Genomic DNA, 20,461 nt, shown 5'->3' on the forward strand with positions numbered 1-20,461 from the left:
GGGGAAAGGCTGGTACTCTGCACCGGGTAATTCAGATTTCCTACAAAGGCGGCTCCAGTTTCCTACGATATTGCCGCCGCCGCGGAATCAATGACAGGCATGTCGACTATTAATAGCCACAGATAGTGTTGGGTTGAAAGCCCAGCTAGAGTTCAAGGCATTAGAGGTTCAATTGGCGAGGTTTGCGATGTCCCGCACGATCCGTTTTCACAAGTTTGGTCCAGCCGAGGTGCTCAAATGCGAAGAGCATGCGGCGGCTCTGCCTGCACCGGGCGAAGTGCAGGTGCGCGTCGAGGCGATCGGCATCAGTTGGTATGACATTCTTTGGCGCCAGAACCTGGCCTCGTCCCACGCTCGTCTGCCTTCGGGCCTTGGTCATGAAATGGCCGGCATCGTCACCGCCGTCGGCGATGGCGTTGAAGACCTGGCCGTCGGTGACAAGGTTGCCAGTTTCCCGGCCGAAAGCCCGAACGATTACCCGGTCTACGGCGAGCAGATCGTTCTGCCGCGCTCGGCACTGACCCGCTACCCGGATGTGCTCAGCCCGATTGAAGCCAGCGTGCACTACACGCCGTTGTTGATTGCCTATTTCGCCTATGCGGATCTGGCACGGGTCAAACCCGGGCAGTTTGCCCTGGTGACCGACGCCAGTCATTGCGCCGGACCTTCGTTCGTACAACTGGGCAAGGCCTTGGGTATTCGAGTGATCGCCGCGACCAAGTCAGCAGAAGAGCGTGAGTATCTGCTGTCACTGGGTGCCGAGAAAGTCATCGTCACCGAGGAAGAAGATCTGCTGGTACGAATCAACAAGATCACCGATAACCGCGGCGTGGATGTGGTATTCGATGGTTTGGGCGGTCCGCAGATGTCATTGCTTGGCGATGTGTTGGCGCCTCGCGGCAGCCTGGTGCTGTACGGCCTGCAAGGCGGCAACCAGACGCCTTTCCCGGCCTGCGCCGCGTTCCAGAAAAACATTCAGTTCTTTGTACACTGCATCGGCAACTTCACTGGCAAGCCGGAACTGGGCATCACCCAGGATCAGGTCGCACTGCAACGTGCCTTGCGCGACATCAATCAGATGACTGCCGACCGCGTTCTGCTGCCGCTCAAGACTCGGGTCTTCCCGTTTGCCGAGTTTGTCGAAGCACACCGCTACATGGACGAATGCCCGTGTCGCGAAAGGGTCGCGCTGCAGGTCGAACCGGCATAACAATCACCGCAATAGCCCACCCAAGAGTCCGTGCCCACACGGACTCTTTCGTTTCAGTCCCCCCTCCCCAAAAAAGGTTCTTCACGGAATTCCGGGGAACACATATACCTGTAGGAGCTGCGGTGCGGCGATCCGACTTGCCAGCGATGGCGACCTGACGGCCGAGCATTTTCTTCCTGGTGTACATATTCATTGCTGCGGTAACGGCCACTTAGGGTTCCGCCCTGACGGCGGGTCACTTGGAAAAGCCCCAAGTAACCAAGGGCTCTTGCCCCTGACGTTCGGTGCCTCGCTGTGGCTCGGCATGCCCTCGCTCCGGTCCTGCTCCGTGGGCCCGCCGCGATCGGCCATCCATGGCCGTGCGCGGCTAACCCGGCATCCATGCCGGGTTGCCCACTGCGCAGAACCTGCGCTCGGCCTCTCGAGGCGGCGTGCACCGCAACAGCACCGCGAGGCGAGCTAACGCTCGACCTCGTTGTTTGGTGGTGCACGCGTTCCCCTGTAGGAGCTGCCGGAGGCTGCGATCTTTTGATCTTGCTTTTGCGATCTGGAGATTGCTGAAGATCAAGATCAAAAGATCGTCCGAACGCGGCCCGAACCTTCGGCAGCCCCTACAGATATTTCGTTATATGTGGTCCCCGGGATTGCGTGAAGAACCCAAAAAAAACCGTCGACCCGCAGGCCAGTCCAGCAACTGAACTGGTTTTTGCCCGTAATCTGTAGCTTCTAATCAGCCACTAAGCCCTGATAATTGAATGATTACTTTCATCTCAAGGAATGAGTCATGGCTGGGTGTCAGGCTGAAACTTTTCAATGTGCGCCGTCGGTGCGCATCTCCAAACTAGTGTGTCGTTGCGTAGTTGCCAACAAGATAGAGACAACTTCCTTCCTTATTTCTTGTGTTAAGTGTCTGTGGGACATTGTCGGAAGTTTCCTAGGACGGCGGTTTAAATCGAGCAAGCCCTTGCCAGCTGGGCGCTACAGCTTCGCTTACCTCGTTAAGCCGAGGGGGCGCTACGAGCGTTTCAAATGATCGTAAGAAAATTCAAGTGCTAGCATTTGGCAATAAAGTCCATGACTCCATACGTGCAGACAGTCCAACGGGATTTGCTGTCTGCGCGATATTGAACTTACGAGTATCAGGTAAATAAAGATGACCAGCATCCATGACCAAGCGATGAACTATGTCTATCAACAGGTGCTGCAGCGATTGCTGGGGTTCTTCTCCCGTGCCGAACGCACCGCATTGCAATTGTTGATTCAGCGCCTGGCGGTAGCGGCGGGGGGCATGGGGCGCATTGGCGAATACAAGGTGTTGGCGATCCAGTCCGGGACCCGTGACAACTGCTACACCCTGGCATTGTTGCGTGCTGCGCAGTTGATCATCGCCACGCGGGCGCCGGCGACATTCCAGTTGCGCATCGCCTCGTTGCGGTTGAACGGGACAAGCTGCGCGGCCGTGGAGAACATGCACCGGACCAACAGCGCATTGTTTGTCTATGACGATCCCCGAGTCGAGGTGTTGATGGTCGATGATCGCGAAGTCTTGCCGTTCAACCACCTGACGCCGACCTCCGACGCCGGTCGCGAGTCCGGCCGCCTGAACCTGTTGATGATCGGCCATCGCCGGGCTTGGCGCGGCGGGTTCGACCTGTGGGATGACGGTTATCTGGCCACGGGAGAGTTCTACGGACAAATCGCCCGCTGGGACGGTGGTGTGGACGCCTTGCTCATCGCTGATACGTTGCGTCAGCAAAAGCAGTTCATCGATGGATTGAAACGTGCCGCGACCAAGGCAGGGCTCACGCATTCATACGGGGGCGAGGCCGGTTATTCGGGGTTGTTTTCGCTGCTCGATGAACTGGGCAGCGACTGCTATCACGCGTTCTACGCTGATTACGGCCAGGCCCGATGGCGTCCACAAGAGCGCTTTGAGACCTGTCGTCGTACGGCCTGCATCGATATTCACGACCTGCTGGTCAGTAACCTGGAAGAGCGCTGGCCATTGCTGACGGAGTTTCTCCGATTCCAGCCTGACGAACTGTTCGCGCAGATCAGTGACAACGAGTTCGTCAGCCCGTCGATCTCGGCACACGTGCGGGGGTTGCAGGCGAGCTTCGTGCAGGGTCGCGATTACGAGTCCGGCGTTGCGCAATACCTGCAACGCGCCTTGGTGATGATGCGCCGCAAGCACTTGCCTGAGCGTTTGTGCGAGCAGGCCATCGAGGTCTTCGGCAACCCGGCGACACAGAGCGAGCAGCGCGCCCGGGCAGCGGCCGAGGCGCAAAAAAAACTGGGCCTGAGCGAAGCACAACTGGTGTGCCTGCTTTTTGCGCCTTTTATCGAAAGAGGTGCGGGGCTCGAGCGTTTTCTGCGTCAGTGCCATCCGGGCATGCTGGTGGCCATACCCGAGTTGCACCGGGCCATGCAGGGGCACCCGGTCGCCGAACAGATCATGCAATGGATGATGGATGTCAGCGGATTGCCCATCAGCCTGATTGGCCGGCTTTATCGCATGGAGTGGGCGCCAGGAAGCGCTGGCAGGACGCCTGAAGCACTGATCCAGACGGCGGCGTTGCGAAATGCGCTGGGCGATCCCGACGCTGATATCACGTTGGTGGATGAATGGTCGGCGGGTCACTGAGCGTGGGCGGATTTTCAGCCAGTGCGGCCGGCCTTCATTCATGAAAGGTCCACGAGAAACGGATTTCGCCTATCAGGCGGTTTATCGATACCTGGCCAGCCTGATCAACGAGTCTGAAGGGGATTCGCCCATCCGCCTGCCGTCGCTGCGGCATCTGGCGGAGCGCCTCAATGTGTCGATCTCGACCATTCAGTACGCCTATTCGCTCCTGGAGAAAGAGGGGCGCGTCTATTCGGTGGCCAAGTCCGGTTACTACGCGTTGCCGGTGTCCTCAATCAACCTGCAGGACAGCGGCAGCGACCTGCTGGAAGCCGTCTACGTCAATGCCAGGCGTCCGGGGATGCTGGTCCTGAGCGCCGATGAACCGGCGCTGCTGCAGCCGCTCGACAGTCCTTTGTTGCTGCTGGAGCGAGAGTTGCTGCGCCAGTATCCCCGACAGCCGCAGTCGCCTTCGCAACCCTGTGGCGAGCTCGAATTGCGCACCGCCCTGGCTGCACGCTACACCACGTCTCCGGTGCGTTACTGGCATGCCGATGATGTCTACATCGGCGCCGACCTTCGCGGTGTACTGGAAATCCTGATCGCCGTGCTGGGCTTGAAGGATGCCACCGTGGTGGTCGAATCGCCGTGCGACTGGACGATCCTGCGTCTGTTTCAAGCTGCCTGCGTGCGGGTGATCGAGTTGCCCGTGCAGGCCGATGGCTGCCTGGATCCAGAACGGCTGAACATGCTGCTGGATACCGAACCGGTAAGGCTGGTGATGCTTTCATCGGCCCTGAATATGCCCCGTGGCAGCCTGGCGTCTGACGAAAACAGGCAAGCCATTGCCCGGCTGTTGGCCGCGCATGACAGTTGGGTGCTGGAAAATGACTGTTATGGCGAACTCGGATTCGACCTTGGAGGTGTGCGCTTTCGCGACTTGCTGGACCCTGAACGGCTGATGGTGTTTTCCACGTTCGAGAAAATCATCGGTCCGGAAGCGCCCTACGGCTACCTGCTTTCAAGGCATTTGAGCGCTGAGCTGCAACGGCACTTTCTGCTGCGCTCCTTTCGTCTCTCGCCGATTCGCCAGAAAGCCATCGCCCGCTTATACAGCAGCGGTCGCATCGATCAACACCTGCTGGTGCTGCGACGGCTACTCAAGGAACGCAAGAGTCAAATGACCCAGTTGTTGCAGGAGCGATTGGGTGATGCCTTGCATTTCGTCGATCCAGAGGGCGGTGCAACGATCTGGGTGCGCTCCTTGCGTCGGGTCAACGTACGTCGTGTGTTCCAGCGCCTGCTGGTGCATCAGGTGGTCATTGCGCCAGGCGAACTGTTCAGCCTCCACGGTCTGCACGGGCAGCATTTGCGTTTGAGTCATACCTTCGGCGGCGATCACAACCTGGCTGCCGCACTGGGCCTGTTAGGGGATGCGCTGCGTCTGGAATCAATCGAGTGAGTGATGAGACAAAAAATAACACCCTTCATTCTATTGGATCGATCCCATCGCGTTGCGGTCGAACTGCCAGTAAACTGCGACCCCATTCCTGAACCACTCTATTCCAGAGGTTTTGCATGACACTCAGTCCTTTTGCGGGTAAACCGGCACCGGTAGAATTGTTGGTCGACATCCCGCGACTGGTAACGGCCTATTACACCGGCCAGCCTGATGCCGCGATTTCGACCCAGCGCGTTGCCTTCGGCACGTCCGGGCACCGCGGCAGCTCGTTCGACTTGAGTTTCAACGAATGGCACGTGCTGGCGATCAGCCAGGCGATCTGCCTGTATCGCGAAGCTCAAGGCATCGATGGCCCGCTGTTTGTCGGCATCGACACCCACGCGTTGTCCACCCCGGCCGGCGCCAGCGCCCTCGAAGTACTGGCGGCCAACGGCGTGACCGTGATGATCGCCGCTGGTGACGAGTACACGCCGACCCCGGCCATTTCCCATGCGATCCTCTGCTACAACCGTGGTCGCACCAGCGGCCTGGCGGACGGCATTGTCATCACGCCGTCCCACAACCCGCCGCAAAGCGGTGGCTACAAGTACAACCCAACCAACGGTGGTCCGGCCGATACCCACATCACCAAGTGGATCGAAGCCAAAGCCAACGAACTGCTGGCCAACAAGCTCGCTGGCGTCAAGCGCATCAGCTACGAGCAGGCACTGAAGGCCAGCACCACCCATCGTCACGATTACCTCAACACCTACGTCGCCGACCTGATCAACGTGATCGACTTCGACGCCATCCGTGATGCCAAGTTGCGCCTGGGTGTCGATCCGCTGGGTGGAGCAGGGGTGCGCTACTGGTCGGCGATTGCCGAGCATTATCGTCTGGACCTGGATGTGGTGAACAAAGAGGTCGACCCGACCTTCCGTTTCATGACCGTCGACTGGGACGGCCAGATCCGCATGGACCCATCGTCCGGCCACGCCATGCAAGGCCTGATCGGCCTGAAAGAACGCTTCGACGTGGCGTTTGCCTGCGATCCGGACCACGACCGCCATGGCATCGTCACGCCGTCCGGTGGTTTGCTGGCGCCGAACAACTACCTCGCCGTTGCCATCGACTACCTGTTCCAGAACCGTCCGCAATGGCGTGCCGATGCGGCCGTGGGTAAAACCGTGGTCAGCAGCGGCTTGATCGATCGCGTCGCCAGGCGCCTGGGCCGTCGCCTGTACGAAGTGCCGGTTGGCTTCAAGTGGTTTGCCGACGGCCTGTTCGATGGATCCCTCGGTTTCGGCGGTGAAGAAAGCGCCGGTGCCTCGTTCCTGCGCAAGGACGGCAGCGTCTGGTGCACCGACAAGGACGGTTTGATTCCGGCCCTGCTGGCCGCCGAGATGACTGCCCGGACCGGTCGCGACCCGAGCCAGGCGTATCGTGCCTTGACCGATGAGCTGGGTGAGCCGTTCTCGGTGCGGGTCGACGCCAAGGCCAATCCGGAGCAGAAAGCACTGTTGAGCAAGCTGTCGCCGCAACAGGTCACCTCGACCCAACTGGCTGGCGAACCGATCCAGAACATCCTCAGCCACGCGCCGGGCAATGACCAGGCCATTGGCGGTCTCAAAGTCATGACCGAAAACGGTTGGTTCGCGGCGCGTCCGTCTGGCACGGAAGACATCTACAAGATCTACGCCGAAAGCTTTGTCAGCGACGACCACCTCAAGCAACTGGTGGCCGAGGCGCAAACGCTGGTGGATGGGGCTATTTCCGCGAAGTGATCGCAGCATTGTGCCGAGTGAGAACTGTGGCGAGGGAGCTTGCTCCCGCTCGACTGCAAAGCAGTCGTAAACCCAGACGATGCGGTGTTTCATGAAACCGCGTTTGCCGGTTTCAGGGTCGCTTCGCAACCCAGCGGGAGCAAGCTCCCTCGCCACAAATGATTCACATGTAAAAAAGGGGCGACCAATACGGGCGCCCCTTTTTTTGGATTGCACTCAGAAGATCAAGCCAGATCCACCAGAACGATCTCACTGTCCTCAATGGCCGTCACCCGCAACACGGTCTCATCGGCAACCGCGACACCATCTCGAGCTTGTGCACGCAACCCATTGACTTCAATGACCCCGGTGGCCGGCACCAGGTATGCACGACGACCGTTGTCCAGATGGTATTCGGCAGACTCGCCGGCCTTCAAGTTGGCGGCTACCAGCCGGGCATCGGCGCGGATGCGCAAGCTCTGGTCGTCGCCTTCCTTGCCGCTGGCCAGGGTGACAAAACCTTCGCGGTTGCCTTTCGGGAACGGCTTGGCGCCCCAGGAAGGGGCCAGGCCGGACTCATTCGGGATGATCCAGATCTGGAAAATCCTGGTCGGTGTCGCTTCCAGGTTGTACTCACTGTGGGCGATCCCGGTGCCTGCGCTCATGACCTGGACGTCGCCCGCTTCGGTGCGGCCCTTGTTGCCAAGGTTGTCCTGGTGGGTGATGGCGCCTTCGCGGACATAGGTGATGATTTCCATGTCCCGGTGCGGGTGTTGCGGGAAACCGGTGCCGGGGGCGATCACGTCGTCATTCCAGACCCGCAGGTTGCCCCAGTTCATGCGCTTGGGATCGTAGTACTCGGCGAACGAAAAATGATGGTGTGCATCCAGCCAGCCATGGTGAGCGCCGCCGAGCGAGTTGAAAGGTCTGAGTTCAAGCATGATCGTCTCCAGAAAAGGTTCGTCATGGGGCAAGGCGCCTGAGCCACGAAGCGAGACCGGTGGGTGATGACGGCCATCATCCAACAGGCAATAATCGATAAAAAGCGTAAAAAATGCAGCATTCCCATCGAATACATTGATATAAAACGAACTCGAAAGATTCTCATCCAGCTTTCACTTCATCGCATAAGCCAATGAGTCATAAGCAATTGACTAGAACTCGAGAGCAAATGCAGACACCATAGCGCTCAACAGCCTCACACCCTGGAGTCAGTCCGCGTGCCGCAACACACCCCCGATCTTCCTCCTGAACTTCGCCCCTTGGCCGAGATGCCGCTGATCAAGCGATTGCTCGCCCGATTTTTCGGTTACAGCCTGACCCGTCTGCATGCCCAGCACCGAGCATCGTGGTTGCACGGCCAGGCTGACGGTTTTCGCAGTGGCCACAGCGCCGGGGTCGATTACGGTTACAAGGAAGGCAAGCTCGAAGGACTGGAGGAGGGTCGACAGGTCCTGCTGATCCGCGACTCGCGCGCCACTGAACACCGGCCACCGAATGTCGATGACCTGTTGTTCGACGATTGGCGCCTGCCGCTGAACGTCGAATTGAAGAAGCGCATGAAGGCGGATGTCGCGCGGTTGTTGCCGGCTCATGCCCAACCCAGTGCCGCCCAGTGGAAAATGATCTTCAGCGACACGCCATCCACCTCGGTGATCGCGGGCGCGGGTGCCGGCAAATCGACCACGCTGGTGCTGCGTATCCTGCTGCTGAGCCATTACCTGGGCTTCGAGCTGAGTTCGATGACGGTGGTCACCTTCACCCGCGAGTCGCGCAAGGATTTCATCAACAAGCTGATCGAACTGTTTGCGCTCTGGGGCCACGCAATCAGTTTCAAGGCGGCGCGGGATCTAGTGCGCACTTTTCACTCGCGGATCCTGCCGATGGTGCGCAGTCTTCCGGGTTTCGAGCGTTTGCAGGCTTTCGAGAACCTCAGCCTGCGGGCTGCACAGGGTGACGAGGAAGTCGACAGCAACCCGTTCGATCTGCGGATCAACGACGCTCAACGTCAACAGCTCAACGCCTGCTATCACCGGCTGCACCGTGACGATGAGCGCTTTCGCGAGCTGATCAAGCCATTGTCCCGGCACGCCTTGCAACTCAAGGAGCTGGAGCGGGACCACCCGGATGTGCAGAAACGCATGGGCGTTACCGAACTGGCGGCCAAACGCGATGAAGAACTGTGCGACGTCATTGAAGACCTGTGGTTTCGCGCCGGTGCCTGGCCGATCAAGGGTATCGAACCGAATCGCCAGTCGTTCGATATCAACGGTTCGACATTCCATTGTCACGGCTACATCCCGTCCCTGGATGCCTGGGTGGTGCTGGGGTTCGATCCTCGGGAAAACCCGCAGGTCACGCGACCAAACGCCAAGCTGTCGGTACGCGCAGAGTGGGCAGTCAAGCGCACTCTGTTTCAAGCTTTCTGTCGCAAGCCATTGATATGGCTGGATAGTTACGAATCATCGAAACGTGTTTTGGCCTCGCTCGCGGGTGATGCCAGCGCCGGGCCGGGCTTCGATTACAAGGTCAAGGGCGAACTCGCCTCCGCGCCGTTGCTCGATTGCTTTGTCGCCGCTGCCGGATTCATTGAAAACCTCGGCCTGGATGTGCCGAGCGCTGTCGGCCAGATGAGTTTCGCCAAGGACGATCCCGACCGGTTCTTCTTCGAGGCCTTGAGCCTTTACTGGCGGGCGCTGGAAGATCATTTGCTCGATCAGAAACCGCCGATCATGACCTACAACCGGATGTTTGCCCTGTTTAGCGAGCATTCGCCGGAGAACCTCAAACTGCTTGGCGATGAACTGCTGCGGCCGCTGTCGCACCTGATGATCGACGAATTTCAGGATGTCTCGCCGCAAATCGTCTCCTGGATCAGGGCCAGCCTGGCAGAGATTCGCAGTCGCGGACCGGCCATGCACGTCGGACGTGGAGCCCAGCGTTCCTCATTGCTCTGTGTAGGCGATGACTGGCAATCCATCTATGGATGGCGCGGTAGTTCGCCGACCTACTTCATGGAGTTCAACAAGGCGTTCCCGTCGCCGAGCACCACCAAGGTCATGCTCAGCGACAATTACCGCAGCCACCAGCACATCATCGATGCCGCCGAGCACATCGTGCGCGCTGCACCGGCGATTGCCGGGAAGAAGGCCAAGGCCAGCGGCGAACCCAAGGCATTGCTGCCCGTGAACGTGCTCGATCGTGATGACCAGGGCATGGCACAGCGCCTGATGGAGCATTACCGAAAGGGCGATTCGATCTTGATGCTTTATCGAAAAAGCAGCGATAAGTCATTGATAGAAGAGCATATTCAGTCTGTAGTTAATGTTGATTCGAGCTTGCCGCATGAGGCTCGCAGGCTCAAGCAACTGACCTATCACAGTGCCAAGGGCCTCCAGGCCGATGCGGTGTTTTTGCTGGGCGACTGCCAGCACCTGACCAGCTCACCTTACAAGAATCAGGTGTACCGGATGGCGGGCCTGGGCAAGGCCGGTGACAGCGAACCCTACGACAACGCCCAGAAGGACGAGATCCTGCGGCTGGCCTACGTGGGCATTACCCGCGCCATCAGCCATTGCTACTGGTACGTCGATGCGCAAGACACCCAGGCCGCGAACATGCCCAAGGCATCCGACCGGATCGGCAAGGGCAAGGCGTTTTTTGTCGACCATCGACAGGGCAAAGCGTCGGCCTGAATTGCAAAAATCGCACCCTTATGTAGGAGCTGCCGAAGGCTGCGATCTTTTGATCTTTTCTTTACCCACAAAAAAGCCCACCTGACGTGGGCTTTTTTGTGGCCGTTCAGCCTTCAGGCATAACTCCTGAACGCTTCTGGTGGAACGAAGGCTTCAAGTTCATCCTCCACCGCTTCGATTATTAGCTCTACATCCGCAGCATTCATGACGGTGGCGCAAGGAATACCGGCAATGGCGATCATGGTCTCGCCAGTGGCACGATCAAAAAGACGGGCAATCATGCTGCCCGGGGCGTCCATGCTCGCCTCGAAACCCATGGGATGAAAATGCCAGCGCATCAGCTGGCAGGCGTTTGGAAACGTGACCTTACTGAACCCTCTATTCATGTGTTACCCGCCTTCATTATCGAGCGCTTCCATTAGCTCATGGTAGGAGGGAAGAACCTTCATTGGTTCAACCAGTGACAATGTTTAAAAGTAGCATCCGGATGTGAAAAGAGTGTGGCTTTTTCAGGTCATTTGGCGATTGCCGCCATTATTTTGATTCAGTCACGCCCGTGTGCATTTGCGGCCAAAAGCCATCATCCGTTTAGTCGTTGAAGACAAGGCGCAAGTTGGGCAAGCTCGGGGTTTTCCCGTCGAGATGTTCAATGCACGCCGATGATGATGGTCCGCTGCAAACCCAGGCTACGGGCGAGACGGTCATGCGCTATCACTTGCGCTGGAAGCACCGGGATCTGGACGGCGTCATGGCGCTCTATCACCCTGAAGTCCAGTACAACGACTTTTTCCAGAACCGGGTCATGGGCCTGGACCAATTGCGCGAATACGTGCGCAACAGCATGCCCCGGGATCCGGATGAAGCGTTGGAGCATTCCGACCGCATACGACTGGACGGCAACACGGCGTTCATTCAATACCGCATCACCTTGCGCGGCGGTGAAGGGCTGGTGTCGTTCCGCGCCAGCGAAGCGATTACCGTCAAGGACGGGCTGATCTGGCGGGTCAACGAATACGCTTCATTGGTGCACGAGCAACCCGCAAGCAAAACGTCCGGCAACCAGCGCCCGGCGGTCAGCCGACTCGGGTTGTCGCCACGCCAATTGAGCTTCATGGCCGATGATCTGCAACAATATTTTCAGCGTCAGCAACCTTATCTGGAACCGGAGCTCGATCTGCAACGGGTGGCGAAGGAGTGCGGGTACAGCCGCAATCAGATTTCCTATCTGTTGAACCAGGTGCTGGGCCAGAGCTTCTACCGCTACGTCAATCAGGCGCGCCTGAAACACTTGCTCACTGCGCTGGATGCCGCCACGCCGCCGCTGCGTATCGATGAGCTGGCCTTCGCTGCCGGATTCAATTCGCTGTCGGCGTTCTACAGCTGTTTCCGCCAGCACACCGGCCAGTCACCCAAGGCCTACGTCAAACAGATTTCTTTGCGTGCACGCGCGCAAGACAGCCCCTGAGCCCACGCACTAGGATCGACGCCATCGAAGTTTGAGTGGCGGAGTCTTGCATGCCGGCATGGCGCACTATCAGTTTGTGGATGGACCAGCTCGACGAGCCTCTATTGGCGCGTCCGGCGCTGGAGCGGGACCTGGATGTGGACGTAGCGATCATCGGCGCGGGCTACACCGGTCTCTGGACCGCGTACTACCTCAAGCAGCACAAACCGGACCTGAGCATTGTGATTGTCGAAGCGCAGACCGCCGGTTTCGGCGCGTCGGGGCGCAATGGCGGCTGGCTGATGGGCAACTTGCTGGGTGAAGATCGCCTGCTGGCCGACCTGCCGGCCGAAGAGCGACGTGCCTCCTACGATTTGTTGCACAGCATTCCGGACGAAGTGGCGCTTGTCCTCGAACGTGAGGGGATCGACTGCGATTACCGTAAAGGCGGAGCGCTGTACTGCGCTGCGCGCTATCCGGAGCAGGAGGCCAGCCTTCGCCACTACCTGGACGATCTCCACCGCCAGGGCCTCAACGACAGCCACTATCGCTGGCTGAGCCCGGAACAGTTGGCGCAACAGATCCGCGTCGCCAAACCCTACGGCGCAATCTTCGCGCCGCACGTGGCGACCATTCACCCGGCCAGGCTGGTCCGAGGGCTGGCCCGGGCCGTGGAGCGCCTGGGAGTCAGAATCTACGAAAACAGCCCGGTCACCCATTGGCAGTCCGGCAGCCTGCGCACGGCGAAAGCTTCGGTGCGCTGTCGCTGGGTGGTGCCGGCGGTAGAAGGCTACTCCGTGACGCTGCCGCCATTGGGGCGTTACCAGATGCCGGTGCAGAGCCTGATCGTCGCGACCGAGCCATTGTCGGCGGCCACCTGGGACGAAATCGGCCTGAGCCGCGGCCAGGCGTTCAGCGAGGCCAGTCGCCAGGTCACCTACGGCCAGCGCACCGCTGACAACCGATTGATCTTTGGCGCCCGTGGCGGCTATCAGTTCGCGGGCAAACTGCGCCACGACTCCGACCTGACCACGGATGAAAAAGACCTGCGGCGCTACCTGTTCGGCGAGCTGTTCCCGCAGCTGAAGAACGTGCAGATCACTCATTCCTGGGGCGGCAACCTGGGCATGTCCCGGCACTTCAAGCCGCACATGCTCTGCGACCGGGCCAACGGTATTGCCTTGTCTGGTGGCTATGGCGGGGAGGGTGTCGGCGCCAGCAACCTGGGAGGACGGACGCTGGCCGACCTGATCCTGGGCCGCGACACCGATCTGGTGCGCCAGCCGTGGGTCATCCCGCAGCGCGGCCTCGACGCGCTCAGGGCCTGGGAGCCGGAGCCCATCCGCTGGCTCGGTTACAACGCGATCATCCGCAGTTTTGTCCATGAGGACCAGACCCTGGCCAACCCGGCGACCGCGCCCTGGCGGCGCAAGCTGGCCAGCGGGGTTGCCGGTTTCATGGAAGGTTTCATGCACTGAACGGCGCGCTCTTCATCTACAGGCTACATCGACAGGTATTCCCATGAGCATCACGCAATTCAAGAACACTGCAACCCTGAAACTGGAAGAGTCCAACCCGGTCGCCGTGCCCCTGGGTACGCCCGTGGCCGTGGCTTCGACCACCAGCGTCGAACGCGACGACGGCGTCGAGACCGGCGTCTGGGCGTGCACGCCCGGGCGTTGGCGGCGGCAGATCGTCGCCCAGGAATTCTGTCACTTCATTCAGGGGCGTTGCACCTTCACCCCGGACGGCGGTGAGCCGCTGCACATCGAAGCCGGCGATGCACTGATGTTGCCGGCCAACAGCCTCGGTATCTGGGACATCCAGGAAACCGTGCGCAAGACTTACGTACTGATTTTTTGAAATTTGAAAGCTGACCCTTTTGATTGCCTGCCAACAAAAAAAACCTACAGGAATCGACTCATGCTCCGAAAGACACTGACTCTGGCCCCGTTGTTGCTGGTTGCATCGATCAGTCAGGCCGCCGAAACCGTCAAGATTTACAACTGGTCGGATTACATCGCGCCGGACACCACGAAAAACTTCCAGAAAGAAACCGGCATCGGCTTCACCTACGACGTCTACGACAGCAACGAAACCCTCGATGGCAAGCTGATGACCGGCAAATCCGGTTACGACGTGGTGTTTCCGTCCAACCACTTCATGGCCCGGCAGATTGAAGGCGGCGCACTGAAGAAGCTCGACAAGAGTCAGTTGCCGAACTGGAAAAACCTAAACCCGGTATTGCTCAAGGCATTGCAGACCAACGATCCGGGCAACGAGCACGGTTTCCCGTACCTGTGGGGCAGCACCGGCATCGGCTACAACATTGAGAAGGTCAAAGCGGTACTGGGCGACAACGCCCCGGTGGATTCCTGGGACCTGATCTTCAAGCCCGAGAACATGCAGAAATTGCAGAAGTGCGGCGTGGCCATCCTCGACAATGGTCCCGAACTGCTGCCGGCCGCATTGAACTACCTCGGGTTGCCGCCTCACAGCAAGAACCCGCAAGACTACAAAAAGGCCGAAGCCCTGCTGTTGAAAGTGCGGCCGTATGTGAGCTATTTCCATTCGTCCAAGTACACCAGTGACCTGGCCAACGGCGATATCTGCGTCGCGGTCGGTTTCTCCGGCGACATCCTGCAAGCGGAAAACCGCGCCAGGGAAGCCAGCAACGGCATCGACATCGGCTATTCGATTCCCAAGGAAGGCGCCGCGATCTGGTTCGACATGGTTGCCATGCCGGCCGACGCTCCGGACGAAAAGGCCGGTTACGCCTTCATGGACTACCTGTTGCGCCCGGACGTCATGGCCAGCGTCAGCAACTACGTGCATTACGCCAATGGCAACGAGACGGCCGACAGCCTGATCGACCCGGCGATCAAGAACGACACCAAGGTTTACCCAAGTCCTGAAATGATGGGCAAGCTGTTTGCGCTGGAGGCCATGCCGCTGAATATCGATCGGGTGCGTACGCGAGTGTGGAACAAGATTCGCACCGGCAGTTGAAGCGGTGAGCGGCCATCGGGACAGGACGTCCCGATGCCATCGTCCTCAGCCGACCGGCTCGGCTGCGCAATTCATCTTTGCTGAGCCGGGTATCTGCAAAAACACGTCATCGCCGATTTGCCAGAAGCTGTAGTTGCCTTTGTAATCCTTGCCCGTGTACTGGGTTCCGTAATTGTTCGGTACCTGGTCCAGGGTGATGGAGGTGTTCGCCCATTTCAGGAGCACAACGCCCGGTTCGACCGTAAAGAAGGTCGCGGCAACCAATGCGTTAAACCCTGCGCAACGATAAGCCAAGGGGCCTTCCGTGAGCCTGCTTGGGTCCTTGGTTCTCGCTATGGCCGAACCCTGACGCAGTTGGAACGCACGCTCGGCATAACTTCGCACGATGCACGCCCTGGCTTGCGGCCCGGCACCACACTGGTTACGGGACTCTAACCAAAACCGATGATCAATCTCGACTTTATTCGGGCGCGGCACTGAATGTTCATCGGTGAGCGCCAGCAGATATAGACGATTGAGCTCCAGGTCCATGCTCGCCAGTTGAGCATCGTGACAGATGAGCTTTTCGGCGGATGCCTGGGGCGTGGCGCAATCGAAACTGGTTTTGTACGTTGGCAAGGGCTTTGGTTTTGGTTTTGCCTTTGTGGCGGCGTCACACAGGCTCGCCGTCACGCACGCGCTGACGGCGAGCACAGAGGCCAGAAGTGGCGTGACCATTTTCATTTCGACGTCACCTGAGTCTTTGCGTGATGCCCGCATTGCAACGCATCGTGTCGAAGCGTTGCACAGTCATTCGGTCGCACGGGGCCTATCGAGTGTAAAGCAGTGCTCGAAACCTGCCACATCGTGCCAGCAGAAACGTTAGTCTTCCTTGAGAATCGTCGCCACTTCGTCAGACCTGACTTTCACCTTCTTGCCTGAAATGTCCTCAAACTCGAAGAAGCCGTCCCGGGTTTTGGTTTTCGGCATGTCTTTGGTCAGGTACTGAGTGCCGTTCTGCAGCGTCACCACCGTTGGCGTCGAGCAACCGGCCAGCGTCAGCAGGGCCGCTCCCGCCAGGGGCAAGCCCAAAGTCTTGATATCCATAATCACCTCCATACGTACTGAAGCAGCGCCATCAGTTCGATGGCCATCACTGCACCTCTATCGCGGTTGGTGCCGCCGGGGGGCAGAAAGTTCTACTGCTCGGGAAAAATTCCTACAGCGCCATTTATCCTTTTCCGATTGCACCGGGCAGGGTGGAACTGGTATCTGTACGCATAACCAGTACTCGCTCGCCATGGCCCATTTCCCTGTGACTGCAAATCCCCTCGACGATCCGTTCTATTACCTGAACAACTTCATGCAAGTGCTTGATTGGCTTGAGCGGCGCTCTGGCGATGTGTTGAGCGTCGAAGAGCAGCATTTCATTCAAGCGTTCAAGGGGTTACCCCGTGAATCGCAGGCACTGCTGGTCAGAATGGTGATGCGCAAAGGCATTCATTTCAGGGCGAGCAAGCTGCATTACGACGAAATCGGCGATATCGGCACAGCCATCGGCCCATTGCTTGAACTGGGTTGGGTCGACAGGCAAATGCCCATCACCATCGACGAGCTGTTCGAGGTGCTGCTCAAGGCCGAAATCCTCCAGACCTTTGCCGCTGCCATCGATCAACCCAAAGGCAGGAAAAACGACTGGTTGCCGACGCTGAGCGCGCAACTTCCCCAGACGCAGAGCTTCAACGATTGGTGCCCGTGGCTGGATGAGCGCCTGTTCAGCCTGACCATCATGGAGTTGTGCGATCGCCTGCGCCTGATGTTCTTCGGCAACCTGTACCAGGACTGGTCGGAGTTTGTGTTGGCCGACCTGGGTATTTATACCTACGAAAAAGTCGAGTTCTGTGCCGAGTCCCGTGGCTTGCGCAGCCGCGAAGACGTGGATGCCTGTGTCCTCCTGCACGCGTACCAGCAACAATTCGAGGCCGGTGAAGCGCTGGAAGAGATGGTCGAGCGCATCAAGGGGCTGGTGCTGGACAACCCATGGTTGCAACGGCGGCGCGGCAAGCTGCTGTTCCAGATAGGCCAGTATTGCGAACGCACCGCGGATTTCGCCATGGCCCTGAACCTCTACCGCGAATGTGCCTATCCGGGCGCGCGTTCACGGCTGATTCGCGTGCTGGAACGCAGTGGCGAGTTTGAGTTGGCGATGGAACTGGCCGCACAGGCCGAACAGGCACCGGAAAGCGCCGCCGAACAACAACAGCTGCTCCGTGTGCTGCCGCGCCTGCGGCGCAAGCTCGGCGGGCCGCCCATCAAGCGGGCAGCGCCTCGGGAAATGCAGCGTCTGGACCTGCAACTACCAAGAGTCGATCCCGCCGTGTCGGTCGAGTTTTATGTTCAGGCGCATCTGGCTGAGGATTCGGCACCGGTGCACTACGTCGAAAACAGCCTGATCAACTCGCTGTTCGGCTTGTTGTGCTGGCCGGCGATTTTTGCGCCTTTGCCGGGCGCGTTTTTTCACCCGTTCCAGCGCGGGCCGGTGGATTTGCTCAGCGAAGACTTCCATGGCCGTCGGGCCGAACTGTTTCAGGCGTGCCTGGCCGAACTCGACGACGGGCGCTACCGGCAGACCATCCGCGAACGTTATGCCGCCAAGTGGGGCGTGCAGTCGCCTTTCGTGTTCTGGAGCGTGCTCAGTGAAGAACTGCTGGAGCAAGCTCTGGATTGCCTCCCGGCCGAGCACCTCAAGCACTGGTTCAACCGTTTGTTGCTGGACATCAAGGCCAATCGCGCCGGCATGCCGGACCTGATCCAGTTCTGGCCGCAGCAAAAGACCTACCGCATGATCGAAGTCAAAGGTCCGGGCGATCGCCTGCAGGACAACCAGTTGCGTTGGCTGGAGTTCTGCCACGAACACCAGATGCCGATTGCCGTGTGCTACGTGCAATGGGCGGAGCAGGGCGCTTGAGCTACAGCATTGCGGTGCGGGCGCTGTGTGAGTTCACCGCCAAGGCCGGCGATCTCGATCTGCGCTTCACGCCGTCACCCACCGCGCTGGAGGGCATCGTCGGGCACCGTACGGTGGCATCGCGGCGCAGCGAGGGTTACCAAAGCGAAGTCGCCCTTGAGGGCCAGTATCGAACCTTGACGGTCAAGGGCAGGGCGGACGGCTACGACCCTGGGCAAAACTGCCTGGAAGAGGTCAAGACCTACCGCGGCGACTTGAGCAAGCAACCGGCCAACCACCGTCAGTTGCATTGGGCCCAGGCGAAAATCTACGGCTGGTTGATGTGCCGCAAACTGGACCTGCCCCGGATCAACCTGGCGCTGGTGTATTTCGACATCGTCAGCGAAAAGGAAACCTGCCTGGTCGAGCCCTTCGAGGCGGCGCAGCTGCAACCGTTCTTCGAACGGCATTGCGCGCGGTTCCTGCAATGGGCCGAACAGGAAGTCGCTCATCGTGACGGGCGCAATCTCGCGGCGCAGCGTCTGGCGTTTCCCCACGCCGACTTTCGGCCGGGGCAACGCCATCTGGCCGAGTCGGTGTTCAAGGCGGTCAGCACGGGGCGCTGCCTGATGGCCCAGGCACCCACCGGAATCGGCAAAACCCTGGGCACCTTGTTCCCCATGCTGAAGGCGCTGGCGCCGCAGCAACTGGACAAAGTGTTCTTCCTCACGGCGAAAACCCCGGGACGCCAACTGGCCCTGGACGCCGCGCAAGTGATGCTTGCCAGCGCCGATGCGCCGCCGTTGCGGGTGCTGGAGATGATCGCCCGGGACAAGGCCTGCGAACACCCGGACAAAGCCTGCCACGGTGAGTCGTGCCCATTGGCCCGGGGTTTCTACGATCGCCTGCCCGCCGCGCGGCAGGCGGCCAGTCGACTGAGCCTGTTGAACCAGAGCGCCTTGCGCGAGATCGCCCTGGCGCACGATGTCTGTCCGTATTACCTGAGCCAGGAAATGGCGCGCTGGGCCGACGTGGTGGTTGCCGACTACAACTATTACTTCGACTTCAGCGCCTTGTTGTTCGGTCTGGCCCAGGCCAACAACTGGAAAGTCGCGGTGCTGGTCGACGAAGCCCATAACCTGGTGGAACGCGGCCGGCAGATGTACAGCGCCAGCCTCGATCAAGGGACTTTCAACAGCGTGCGCAAATCCGCACCCGAAGCGCTGAAAAAGCCGATGCAGCGGGTCAACCGCGAGTGGAATGCCCTGCATGGCGCGCAAACCGGTGCTTATCAGGCCTATGACAAGGCGCCGGAAAAGCTCCTTCAGGCACTGTCGTCGTGCAGCGCCAGCATCGGTGATTACCTGAACGATCACCCTCAAGGGCTGGACAGTGCACTGCAAGGTTTTTACTTCGACATGCTGCATTTTTGCCGGGTGGCCGAGCTGTTCGATGAGCAGTTCCTGTTCGACATCAGCAAGCGCGACCTGGAGCGCCAACGCAACCTCTCGCAGTTGTGCCTGCGCAATGTGGTCCCCGCCGGGTTCATCCGCCCGCGCCTGACCGCCGCGCGCAGCACGGTACTGTTTTCCGCGACCCTCAGCCCCCGGCACTATTACGCCGATTTACTGGGGACACCGGCGGACACGGTGTGCATCGACGTCGAGTCGCCGTTTCATGCCGATCAACTGCAAGTGCATATCGTCGACCAGATTTCCACGCGGTTCGTGCATCGCCAGTCCTCCCTCGAACCGATCGTGGACTTGATCGCCAGACAGTTCTGCGCTCGCCCCGGCAATTACCTGGCGTTTTTCAGCAGCTTCGATTATTTGCAGCAGGTGGCGCAGTTACTCGCCGAGAAGCATCCGCACATCAGTCTGTGGTCGCAGTCGCGAGGCATGGGCGAAGCGCAGCGTCAGCAGTTTCTCGATCAGTTCCACGCCGACGGCCAGGGTGTCGGCTTTGCGGTACTGGGCGGGGCCTTTGGTGAAGGCATCGACTTGCCTGGTGCCCGGTTGATCGGCGCATTTATCGCCACCTTGGGGCTGGCGCAGCTCAATCCGGTGAACGAGCAACTGAAACGGCGCATGGCCGCCATTTTTGGCGCCGGTTACGACTACACCTATCTGTTTCCCGGCGTACAGAAAGTGGTGCAGGCCGCTGGACGGGTCATCCGCACCCAACAGGATCAAGGGGTGGTGATGTTGATCGACGACCGTTTTGGCGAGAGCAAGGTCAGGCAATTGCTGCCGCGTTGGTGGGACATAGCGGGTAATTGGGTTGTCACCCTGTAGGAGCGAGCTTGCTCGCGATGGTCGTTAACGATTACGCGTATTTACTGGCTAAACGC

The 20,461-nt window shown here is 59.4% G+C and carries 15 protein-coding genes; 11 read left to right on the top strand and 4 right to left on the bottom strand.

The features are described from left to right. Positions 1-187: 187 nt before the first annotated feature. From KW849_RS04590 to pgm, 4 genes are all read left to right on the top strand, one after another. The gene (locus KW849_RS04590; protein WP_218428082.1) at positions 188-1,210 is read left to right on the top strand and encodes a zinc-dependent alcohol dehydrogenase family protein; all 1,023 of its coding nucleotides are present in this window, start codon (positions 188-190) and stop codon (positions 1,208-1,210) included. Positions 1,211-2,363: 1,153 nt separating this feature from the next. Next, entirely contained in the window at positions 2,364-3,854 is a 1,491-nt protein-coding gene (locus tag KW849_RS04595; protein WP_218428084.1) for a hypothetical protein, read from the top strand. A gap of 40 nt (positions 3,855-3,894) precedes the next feature. Beyond that, positions 3,895-5,295: a PLP-dependent aminotransferase family protein gene (locus KW849_RS04600; RefSeq protein WP_218428086.1), complete on the top strand. Its 1,401-nt coding sequence runs from the start codon at positions 3,895-3,897 to the stop codon at positions 5,293-5,295. A 116-nt stretch (positions 5,296-5,411) separates the two neighbouring features. After that, positions 5,412-7,058: a phosphoglucomutase (alpha-D-glucose-1,6-bisphosphate-dependent) gene (pgm, locus tag KW849_RS04605; protein WP_218428088.1), complete on the top strand. Its 1,647-nt coding sequence runs from the start codon at positions 5,412-5,414 to the stop codon at positions 7,056-7,058. A 224-nt stretch (positions 7,059-7,282) separates the two neighbouring features. Here the strand turns inward: pgm and KW849_RS04610 are convergent, their stop codons facing one another. Further along, entirely contained in the window at positions 7,283-7,978 is a 696-nt protein-coding gene (locus KW849_RS04610) for a pirin family protein (protein ID WP_218428090.1), read from the bottom strand. Positions 7,979-8,257: 279 nt separating this feature from the next. On the opposite strand from KW849_RS04610, the gene KW849_RS04615 reads away from it, so the two are divergent. After that, positions 8,258-10,732, top strand: a complete 2,475-nt coding sequence (locus tag KW849_RS04615) for a UvrD-helicase domain-containing protein (protein WP_218428092.1) — start codon at positions 8,258-8,260, stop codon at positions 10,730-10,732. A 113-nt stretch (positions 10,733-10,845) separates the two neighbouring features. Here KW849_RS04615 and KW849_RS04620 read toward each other — a convergent pair whose 3' ends face one another. After that, entirely contained in the window at positions 10,846-11,118 is a 273-nt protein-coding gene (locus KW849_RS04620; RefSeq protein WP_218428094.1) for a DUF1652 domain-containing protein, read from the bottom strand. A gap of 263 nt (positions 11,119-11,381) precedes the next feature. Here KW849_RS04620 and KW849_RS04625 point away from each other — a divergent pair, with 263 nt between their 5' ends. From KW849_RS04625 to KW849_RS04640, 4 genes are read left to right on the top strand one after another with little or no spacing between them, the layout of a single operon-like run. Next, a complete protein-coding gene (locus tag KW849_RS04625) occupies positions 11,382-12,197 on the top strand; it encodes a nuclear transport factor 2 family protein (protein ID WP_218428097.1) in 816 nt (271 codons plus the stop codon). Positions 12,198-12,247: 50 nt separating this feature from the next. Beyond that, entirely contained in the window at positions 12,248-13,654 is a 1,407-nt protein-coding gene (locus KW849_RS04630; protein ID WP_218428099.1) for an FAD-binding oxidoreductase, read from the top strand. A 43-nt stretch (positions 13,655-13,697) separates the two neighbouring features. Further along, on the top strand, positions 13,698-14,039 hold the full coding sequence (locus KW849_RS04635) for a cupin domain-containing protein (protein ID WP_218428101.1): 342 nt from the start codon (positions 13,698-13,700) through the stop codon (positions 14,037-14,039). Between the two features lie 60 nt (positions 14,040-14,099). Beyond that, the gene (locus tag KW849_RS04640; RefSeq protein WP_218428103.1) at positions 14,100-15,185 is read left to right on the top strand and encodes a polyamine ABC transporter substrate-binding protein; all 1,086 of its coding nucleotides are present in this window, start codon (positions 14,100-14,102) and stop codon (positions 15,183-15,185) included. Between the two features lie 45 nt (positions 15,186-15,230). Here KW849_RS04640 and KW849_RS04645 read toward each other — a convergent pair whose 3' ends face one another. After that, a complete protein-coding gene (locus KW849_RS04645; RefSeq protein ID WP_218428105.1) occupies positions 15,231-15,908 on the bottom strand; it encodes an MliC family protein in 678 nt (225 codons plus the stop codon). Between the two features lie 138 nt (positions 15,909-16,046). After that, positions 16,047-16,271 (bottom strand): YgdI/YgdR family lipoprotein, encoded by a 225-nt coding sequence (locus KW849_RS04650; protein WP_218428107.1) that lies wholly within the window; start codon positions 16,269-16,271, stop codon positions 16,047-16,049. 193 nt (positions 16,272-16,464) lie between these two features. On the opposite strand from KW849_RS04650, the gene KW849_RS04655 reads away from it, so the two are divergent. Together KW849_RS04655 and KW849_RS04660 are read left to right on the top strand one after the other, a co-directional pair. Then, a complete protein-coding gene (locus KW849_RS04655) occupies positions 16,465-18,132 on the top strand; it encodes a VRR-NUC domain-containing protein (RefSeq protein ID WP_218428109.1) in 1,668 nt (555 codons plus the stop codon). After that, positions 18,129-20,405 carry an ATP-dependent DNA helicase gene (locus tag KW849_RS04660; protein ID WP_218428112.1) on the top strand — a complete coding sequence of 759 codons (2,277 nt, stop codon included), beginning with the start codon at positions 18,129-18,131 and terminating at the stop codon, positions 20,403-20,405. Before KW849_RS04655 ends, KW849_RS04660 begins: the two co-directional genes overlap by 4 nt. Positions 20,406-20,461 lie beyond the last annotated feature (56 nt).

Source organism: Pseudomonas sp. PDM26 (assembly GCF_019219185.1).
GTDB lineage: Bacteria > Pseudomonadota > Gammaproteobacteria > Pseudomonadales > Pseudomonadaceae > Aquipseudomonas.

Coding starts and splice junctions, on each gene's coding strand:
- KW849_RS04610 (WP_218428090.1), bottom strand. CDS start 7,978: ATGCTTGAACTCAGACCTTTCAACTCGCTCGGCGGCGCTCACCATGGC.
- KW849_RS04640 (WP_218428103.1), top strand. CDS start 14,100: ATGCTCCGAAAGACACTGACTCTGGCCCCGTTGTTGCTGGTTGCATCG.
- KW849_RS04655 (WP_218428109.1), top strand. CDS start 16,465: ATGGCCCATTTCCCTGTGACTGCAAATCCCCTCGACGATCCGTTCTAT.
- KW849_RS04630 (WP_218428099.1), top strand. CDS start 12,248: ATGCCGGCATGGCGCACTATCAGTTTGTGGATGGACCAGCTCGACGAG.
- KW849_RS04600 (WP_218428086.1), top strand. CDS start 3,895: ATGAAAGGTCCACGAGAAACGGATTTCGCCTATCAGGCGGTTTATCGA.
- KW849_RS04635 (WP_218428101.1), top strand. CDS start 13,698: ATGAGCATCACGCAATTCAAGAACACTGCAACCCTGAAACTGGAAGAG.
- pgm (WP_218428088.1), top strand. CDS start 5,412: ATGACACTCAGTCCTTTTGCGGGTAAACCGGCACCGGTAGAATTGTTG.
- KW849_RS04625 (WP_218428097.1), top strand. CDS start 11,382: ATGCACGCCGATGATGATGGTCCGCTGCAAACCCAGGCTACGGGCGAG.
- KW849_RS04595 (WP_218428084.1), top strand. CDS start 2,364: ATGACCAGCATCCATGACCAAGCGATGAACTATGTCTATCAACAGGTG.
- KW849_RS04650 (WP_218428107.1), bottom strand. CDS start 16,271: ATGGATATCAAGACTTTGGGCTTGCCCCTGGCGGGAGCGGCCCTGCTG.
- KW849_RS04620 (WP_218428094.1), bottom strand. CDS start 11,118: ATGAATAGAGGGTTCAGTAAGGTCACGTTTCCAAACGCCTGCCAGCTG.
- KW849_RS04645 (WP_218428105.1), bottom strand. CDS start 15,908: ATGAAAATGGTCACGCCACTTCTGGCCTCTGTGCTCGCCGTCAGCGCG.
- KW849_RS04590 (WP_218428082.1), top strand. CDS start 188: ATGTCCCGCACGATCCGTTTTCACAAGTTTGGTCCAGCCGAGGTGCTC.